Annotated in this window: 6 protein-coding genes; 1 reads left to right on the forward strand and 5 read right to left on the reverse strand. The window is 66.7% G+C overall.

The annotated features are described in order from the left end of the window. Nucleotides 1-9: 9 nt before the first annotated feature. From pcnB to hda, 3 genes are read right to left on the reverse strand one after another with little or no spacing between them, the layout of a single operon-like run. Complete coding sequence (gene pcnB / locus KPG66_RS01770) at nt 10-1,728, reverse strand: polynucleotide adenylyltransferase PcnB (protein WP_237069835.1); 1,719 nt, start codon at nt 1,726-1,728, stop codon at nt 10-12. Next, nucleotides 1,725-2,423 (reverse strand): HAD family hydrolase, encoded by a 699-nt coding sequence (locus KPG66_RS01775; protein WP_237069836.1) that lies wholly within the window; start codon nt 2,421-2,423, stop codon nt 1,725-1,727. The genes pcnB and KPG66_RS01775 overlap by 4 nt, the downstream gene beginning before the upstream one ends. A 10-nt stretch (nt 2,424-2,433) precedes the next feature. Further along, nucleotides 2,434-3,141 (reverse strand): DnaA regulatory inactivator Hda, encoded by a 708-nt coding sequence (gene hda, locus KPG66_RS01780; protein WP_041754032.1) that lies wholly within the window; start codon nt 3,139-3,141, stop codon nt 2,434-2,436. A 115-nt stretch (nt 3,142-3,256) separates the two neighbouring features. On the opposite strand from hda, the gene purM reads away from it, so the two are divergent. Beyond that, nucleotides 3,257-4,318: a phosphoribosylformylglycinamidine cyclo-ligase gene (gene purM / locus KPG66_RS01785; RefSeq protein ID WP_237069837.1), complete on the forward strand. Its 1,062-nt coding sequence runs from the start codon at nt 3,257-3,259 to the stop codon at nt 4,316-4,318. Between the two features lie 130 nt (nt 4,319-4,448). Here purM and miaA read toward each other — a convergent pair whose 3' ends face one another. Together miaA and mutL are read right to left on the reverse strand one after the other, a co-directional pair. Further along, nucleotides 4,449-5,555 (reverse strand): tRNA (adenosine(37)-N6)-dimethylallyltransferase MiaA, encoded by a 1,107-nt coding sequence (miaA, locus tag KPG66_RS01790; protein WP_237069838.1) that lies wholly within the window; start codon nt 5,553-5,555, stop codon nt 4,449-4,451. Then, nucleotides 5,488-7,644 (reverse strand): DNA mismatch repair endonuclease MutL, encoded by a 2,157-nt coding sequence (gene mutL / locus KPG66_RS01795; RefSeq protein WP_237069839.1) that lies wholly within the window; start codon nt 7,642-7,644, stop codon nt 5,488-5,490. Before mutL ends, miaA begins: the two co-directional genes overlap by 68 nt. Nucleotides 7,645-7,758: the final 114 nt, after the last annotated feature.

Here is a 7,758-nt window from a genome sequence, read left to right on the forward strand (position 1 = left end):
CGCAAGCCGCTAGGCGTCGCCGTTGCCACGTGGTTCGCCATCGGTCGGCGACGCGGCCTGCTGGGCACCTTCGCCAGGATCCTTGCGGTGGCGCGAGCCGCCACGGCGCCGGCGCTTGCGCGGCGAGCGCTCCTTGTCGCCCTGCGCCAGCAGCGCCTCGCGCGTGTCCGGATCGCCGGCGATGAAATCCGTCCACCATTGACCGACCGACGCGTCCAACTCGCCCGCCTCACAGCGTAGCAAGAGAAAATCATAACCTGCTCTGAACCGCTGGTGCTCCAGCAGCTTTAACGCGCTGCGGCCGGAGCGCTTTTCCAGTCGGGGCTGTAGCCCCCAGATTTCGCGCATGTCGGCGGTGTAGCGCTTCTGGATCGCGAGTTTTTCGGTCTGCTGGTCGAGCACGTCGTCCATGGCCCGATGCAGCGCCGGGATCGAATGTTCGCCGCCAGCCTCGTATTGCTGCCAGCGCAGTTGCATTTCGTGCCACAGCAGCGAGGCAAACAGGAACCCAGGTGAGACCGGCTTGCCCAAGCGCACGCGCTCGTCGGTATGGGTCAACGCAAGCGTGATGAAACGCTCCCCGCTGGGCTGCTCGAGCACCACGTCCAACAGCGGCAACAGCCCATGGTGCAGGCCCAGCGCGCGCAACTGTTTCAGGCAGCCGAGCGCGTGCCCGGACAGCAGCAGCTTGAGCATTTCGTCGAACAGCCGGGCCGCCGGCACGTTGTTGATCAGATCCGCCAACTTGGCGATCGGCGCATGCGTCGACGATTCGATCGTGAAGCCCAACTTGGCCGCGAAACGCACGACACGCAGCATCCTGACCGGATCCTCGCGAAAGCGGGTGGCTGGCTCGCCGATCATTCGCAGCACGCGGGCGCGAATGTCGTCCATCCCGCGATGGTAGTCGAGCACGGTCTGCGTCGCCGGATCGTAGTACATCGCGTTGACGGTGAAGTCGCGCCGCGTCGCGTCCTCGTGCTGTTCGCCCCAGACATTGTCGCGCAGCACGCGTCCGCTCGCGTCCACCGCATGCGTGCGCCGGTCCAACTCGCCGCGTCGCAGCTTGCGCGGTGGCGCGGCCGGCGCGCTGTCCGCGGATCCGCCGTCAGCCGGCACCGCATCCATCAGCGCGCGGAACGTCGACACTTCGATGATCTCCTGTCCAAACTGGACGTGGACGATCTGAAAACGCCGGCCGATCAACCGGGCGCGGCGAAATAGCTTGACGACCTCGTCCGGCGTGGCGTCCGTAGCGACATCAAAATCCTTCGGCGCGATATTGAGTAGCAGATCGCGCACCGCGCCGCCGACGATGAACGCACGAAAACCGGCTTGTTGCAGCGTGTCGGTGACGCGGATGGCATGGCGCGAGATCAGTGCCGGATCGATACGATGGATGTCGGCTGGCACGATCACCGGTACTTCGGCTTCGCCACCGGCAGCAGGTTGGCTGCCGGCATGACCACCGGCGGCTAAGGGGCGGCGGCGTGGCGTGTGGCGCGCTGGCTTGCGCGAGGCCAGTCTAGTGTCCTGCGCGGTCCGCGCGTCAGCCGGCGCGCTGCGCTGCTCGTCGCGCGCCGCGTTGCGCCGACGGCCTGTCGGGGCGATGCCCGGGTTGGCATGTGCGCCGCCTCGATCGGCGTCGGTGTCGTGCGCCGTGTCGGCCGGCGGGGTGGCATCGCCGCTACGCGAGCCGAACAACTTGCGGATGAATTTTGTAATCACGTCGATTGGAACAGTTCAAGGATGCGCCAACCACGAGCCAGCGCATAGTCACGCAGCTTCTCGTCCGGATTGGTTGCCACCGGGACGGTGACCTTTTCGAGCAGCGGGATGTCGTTGTGCGAGTCGCTATAGAAGTAGCTGTTTGCAAAGCTTGCCCAGTCGCAGCCGAGCGAATCCAGCCACGCCTGCACCCGCACGATTTTGCCCTCGCGGTAGCTCGGCACGCCCATCGGGTTGCCCGTGTACGGGCTGTCGGGATGCCCGTCGGCCGTCTCGACCTCGCACGCGATCAACGTCTCGATGCCGAATGCTTGCGCGATTGGTGCGGTGATGAACGCGTTGGTCGCCGTCACGATGCAGCACAGGTCCCCCGCCTCCTGGTGCTCGCGCACCAATGCGCGGGCGGCGGGCAGGATCCGCGGATTGATGACCTCGTGCATGAATAGCTCATGCCAGTCGTCCAGTTGCCGCCGCGAGTATTTTGCCAGCGGGGTGAGCATCGCGTGCAGGTACGCATGGATGTCGAGCTTGCCTGCCTGGTAGTCGGCGTAGAAGCGGTCGTTTTCGCGCGAGAAGCTGTCGGCGTCGACAATGCCGAGCTTGACCATGAAGCGTCCCCACTCGTGGTCGCTATCGGTGGGGATCAGCGTATGGTCCAAGTCGAACAGGGCGAGATTGCGTGCGGTTTTCGTCATGGAGCGCATTTTACTTGAAGCTGTCCGCCAGCATCGCACGCAGCAGCGGTAGCGTGACGGCGCGCTTGTGCTCGAGGGCGAAGCGGTCGAGCTCGTCCAATACGCGCATCAGGCTGGGCATGTCGCGGTGGTAGTGCGTGAGCAGCCATGCCGGCACGTCGTCGGCGAGCGTCAGGCCGCGTTCGCGCGCGGCATGCTTGAGCACGGCCGCCTTGCCCTCGTCGGTCAGCGCACCGAGATGGAACACTAGGCCCCAGCCCAGGCGCGTGCGCAAATCCTCACGCACGGCCAGATGCAGTGGCGCGGCGTTGCCGGTGGCCACCAGCGCGCTGCCGGGGCTGGCGCGCACCTCGTTGAACAGGTTGAACAGCGCGATCTGTTGTGCATCGGCGAGTTGGTCGACATCGTCAACTGCATAGATCGCGACACGCGGATCGTAGCCGAACGCCGACAGTGGGCTGAGTGGTGCGACAAAGCGCGCACGGCCGCTCGATGCGCCGGCCACCAGCGCCTGCAGCAGGTGGCTGCGCCCGCTTCCGGCGTCCCCCCATACGTAGAACGTGCGATCCGCGACAGGCCCGGCCGCGAGGGCGGCGTCCAGGCCGGCGAGACGGGCGACCAGTTCGGCATGAGCGCCGGCGAAGAAGTTCTCAAATGTCTTCGGCGGCGGCGTGCCCAGGTCGAGTGTCAGTTGACGATGGAAAGCAGACGAGGTCAGCACGGGTGACAAGGGTCCAGGAATGCGGTTTTGACGAGATCGTGCGGTCGGCACACTCGCATCGGGTAAAATTGCAATTTTACCGACCTTCCCGCGAGCTTCTCGCGCTCTCGCCATGAATCAACCGAAATCCACTCCCGGCACGCAGGCGCCGGGCCTGTCCTACCGTGACGCGGGCGTCGACATCGACGCAGGAGACGCGCTCATTGATCGCATCAAGCCGCTCGCGAAAAAGACAATGCGCGACGGCGTGCTGGCGGGCATCGGTGGATTCGGCGCGCTGTTCGAGGTACCGAAGAAATACCGCGAGCCGGTGCTGGTCTCCGGCACCGACGGCGTGGGCACGAAGCTCAAACTCGCGTTCCATTTAAACCGGCATGATACGGTCGGGCAGGATCTGGTGGCCATGAGCGTCAACGACATTCTCGTGCAAGGCGCCGAGCCGCTGTTCTTTCTCGACTATTTCGCCTGCGGTAAGCTTGACGTCGAGACGGCGGCGAGTGTGGTTAAGGGTATTGCCGCCGGGTGCGAGTTGGCGGGCTGCGCGCTGATCGGCGGCGAGACGGCCGAGATGCCGGGGATGTATCCGGACGGCGAATACGACCTGGCCGGATTCGCGGTCGGGGCAGTCGAAAAAAGCCAGATCATCGACGGCAGCACGATCGGCGCTGGCGATGTGGTGCTGGGCCTGGCCTCGAGCGGCATCCACTCGAACGGTTACTCGCTGGTGCGCAAGATCATCGAGCGCGCGGCGCCGGATCTGCAAGCCGATTTCGACGGCCGTTCGCTGGCCGATGCATTGATGGCGCCCACGCGTATCTACGTGAAGCCCATGCTCGAGTTGATGCGGCAACTCCCGGTCAAGGGTATCGCCCACATCACAGGGGGGGGGCTCGTCGAAAACGTGCCGCGCGTGCTGCCTGAGCGGCTGTGCGCGGAACTGGACCACCGCGCATGGCCGTTGCCGCCCCTGTTCGCGTGGCTGCAGCAGCACGGTGGCGTGGCCGATGCGGAGATGCACCGCGTCTTCAACTGCGGGATCGGGATGGTGGTCATCGTCGCGGCCGAGCACGCGCAGACGGCGGCCGGCGTGCTGTCGGCCGCCGGCGAGCAAGTGTGGACGCTCGGCACGGTGCGCGAGCGCAACGCTGGCGGCGCACAAACGATCGTGGTGTGACGTCACGCACGCAGACGTGAGCCGCGCGCGGAGGACGTAACGCCGCGCATGGGGGAGGCGACGCCGCGTATTGCAGCGTCGTGTTTGGGGGCCGTCGTGGCGCCGCCGCACCGATCGATCGTGGCATCGGCTACGTCGGTGCCCATAGTCGCCGCACTGCGTCGGCGGCACGCAGGCCGGCGTCAGTGCCAACACAGTCGACGACGATCCGCTCGGGCATTGAGCGCAACCATGTCAACTGCCGCTTGCAAAGCTGGCGTGTCGCGAAGATGCCCTTGTCGCGCATCGTCGCGTAATCGTATTCGCCGTCCAGGTACGCCCATACCTGTCGGTATCCGACGCAGCGCATCGACGGCAAGCCGGGGTGCAGGTCGCCGCGCGCACGCAATTGCTGCACTTCATCGATCAAGCCGGCGTCCAGCATCGCGTCGAAGCGCCGTGCAATGCGCGCGTGCAGCACCGACCGGTCGGAGGGCTCCAGTGAAACGGCAGCAAAGCGGGGCGAAGGCGGCGGGTCGGCGCGCATCGCACACGCATCGACGTCTCTCGCGCATGCATCGACGTCGCCTGCGGTCTGGCGCCCGACGCTCGGACCGGTGGCCGGGTTGAGCGTCGGGCGCAGCAGCGTGGACATCGGCTGCCCGGTCAGCCGCCAGACCTCCAGCGCACGCTGGATCCGCTGCGAATCGTTGGGCGCAATCCGCGCTGCCGATACCGGGTCGATTTGTGCCAATTTCGCGTGTAGTGCCGGCCAGCCCTCGCGCGCTGCATCCTGCTCGAGTGCGGCGCGGATCGACGCGTCGGCGCTCGGCAACGCATTCAAGCCATCGACCAGCGCTTTGTAGTACAACATGGTTCCGCCCACCAGCAATGGCAGCTTGCCGCGCGCAATGATTTGAGCGCACAGGCGCAGCGCGTCGGTGCGGAACTGAGCAGCCGAGTAGGCGTCGAGCGGGTCAAGGATGTCGATCAGATGATGGGGCACCGCGGCGCGTTCGGTTGCGCTGGGTTTGGCGGTCCCAATGTCCATTTGCCGGTAGACGAGGGCCGAATCGACGCTGACGATCTCGACTGGGGCACGGCGCGCAAGCTCGAGCGCAGCAGCGGTTTTACCGGATGCGGTTGGCCCGAGCAGGCATGCGATGACGGGGGCGGGTGGCACGGCGCGACTATTGGCCCCGCATGAACAACCGGTCCAGCTCGTTGAGCGTAAGCTGGAACCAAGTCGGACGACCATGATTGCATTGATCGGCGCGCTCGGTGGCTTCCATTTGCCGCAACAGCGCGTTCATCTCGTCGATGCTCAGGCGCCGGTTCGCGCGCACCGCATGGTGGCATGCCAGCGTGCCGAGCAACTCGTGCTGGTGCTCGGTCAGCACCCGCGAGCCGCCGTACGCGTGCAGGTCCGCAAGCACTGCGCGCGCCAGCGAGACCAGGTCGGCATCCTTGAGCAGCGCGGGCACCGCACGGATGGCCAGCGTGGTCGGAGACAGCGAAGCAATGTCAAAGCCCAATGCATCGAGCGTCTCGCGTTCCTCGCCGGCCACGCCGATTTCGACCGCATCGGCTTGCATCGTCACCGGGATCAGCAGCGGTTGCACGGCGATGCGCCGCTGAGCGAGCGCGTGCTTGAATTGCTCGTACAGAATGCGCTCATGGGCTGCGTGCATGTCGACTAGCACCAGTCCGCGCGTGTTCTGCGCCAGCACGTAAATGCCGTGCAACTGGCCGAGCGCGAATCCCAGCGGATGCTCGTCAAGCGGCTGTGCCGACGCTGCCGCCGGTCCGTTAGCGGCGGACGCGGGCTGGACTGCGTGGGTGGCAGACGTGGGCTGGGCTTCGTTGGTGGCGGACGCGGGATGAGCCTCGCTGGTGGCGGAGGCGGGATGGGCCTCACTGGTGGCGGACGGGCCGGATTGCGTGCTTTCGGCGTCCATCGGTGACGATGCCTGGTCCGCTGCTGGGCCGGATGCCGGCGAAGGTGCGGCAGAGGCGTCATCGTGCGTGGGCAACGCAGGGACGGCGGCCGTATCGCGCCGGCCGAACAACGCATCGTAGACGGCCAGCGGTTGGGCGACCGGTAGCACGCCCTGGCGCATCCGCGTATGCGATATCCAACTCGAAGACCCCGGTGTCGCGGCAGGCCCGCCACGGCGCAGTCCGGCAGATTGCCCGCCGCTCTGTGGCGGCGCCGCGCCGGACAACGCCGACGCAGCACTGGATCTGGCCAGCGAACCCGCGCCCACACCGCCGCTCGCTCCGGCTTCCGGGCCCGCCGTGTCCGGCATGGCAGGCGTCAGATGTGCCGCGTGGCCTGCCGCGGTCGTGTTGGGCGAGGCGCCGGCGTGCCGGGCCAGCGCGCGCTGGACCGCATGGAAAACGAACTGATGGATCGAGCGCGAGTCACGAAAGCGTACCTCGATCTTGGATGGGTGGACGTTGACGTCGACGCCTTCGGGCGGCAGGTCGAGGAACAGCACGTAGGCCGGATAGCGGTCGCCATGCAGCACATCCTCATAGGCGGCGCGCACCGCATGGGTGAGCAGCTTGTCCCGTACAAAACGGCCATTGACGAAGAAATACTGCTGATCGGCACGGCCGCGGCTAGCGGTTGGCAGCCCAGCGAAGCCGTAGATCGCAATTGGGCCAGCGGCCTCCTCAAGCGGCAGATGCGACGTCGCGAACGCCTCGCCTAGGATCTTCGCGGTGCGCGCGGCGGCACTGGCCGCGTTCCAGTGCTCGACAGCGCGGCCGTTGTGCAGTACCGAGAAGGCGACATCTGGGCGCGACAGCGCGGCGCGCCGAATTACTTCCAGGCAGTGCCCGAACTCAGTCTGCTCGCTCTTGAGAAATTTGCGGCGCGCGGGGGTGCTGAAATACAGGTCGCGCACCTCGATCGTCGTGCCCACGCCGCCGGCGGCCGGCGACAGCGCGCCGGTCTGCGCATCGATGCGGGTGGCGTGCGGCGCGTCGGCGGTGCGGCTCGTGATGCTAGTCTGCGCGACCGCTGCGATCGACGCGAGTGCTTCGCCACGGAAGCCCAATGTGCAGACGCTCTCAAGCTCCGCCAGTGAGCGGATCTTGCTGGTGGCGTGGCGCATCAGCGCCAGCGGCAATTCGTCGGCCTCGATGCCGCAGCCGTCGTCCGCGATCATGATGCGCTTGACGCCGCCTGCGTCCAGCGTAATGCGCAACGCCGTCGCGCCTGCGTCCAGCGCATTCTCGACCAACTCCTTGACGACCGATGCTGGTCGCTCAACGACCTCGCCCGCTGCGATCTGGCTGATCAACTGATCCGGCAACGGCTGAATGGCGCGCGTCGGCATGTCGCGCCGCTGCACGGCAGGCCCGTCGGTGGGGGCTGGATCTGCGACGGGGGCCGGATCGGCGGCGGAGGCCGGATCTACGGCGGAGGTCGGATCTACGGCGGGGGTCGGATC

Source organism: Mycetohabitans sp. B2, from assembly GCF_021733735.1.
In the GTDB taxonomy this organism is placed as follows: Bacteria; Pseudomonadota; Gammaproteobacteria; order Burkholderiales; family Burkholderiaceae; genus Mycetohabitans; species Mycetohabitans rhizoxinica.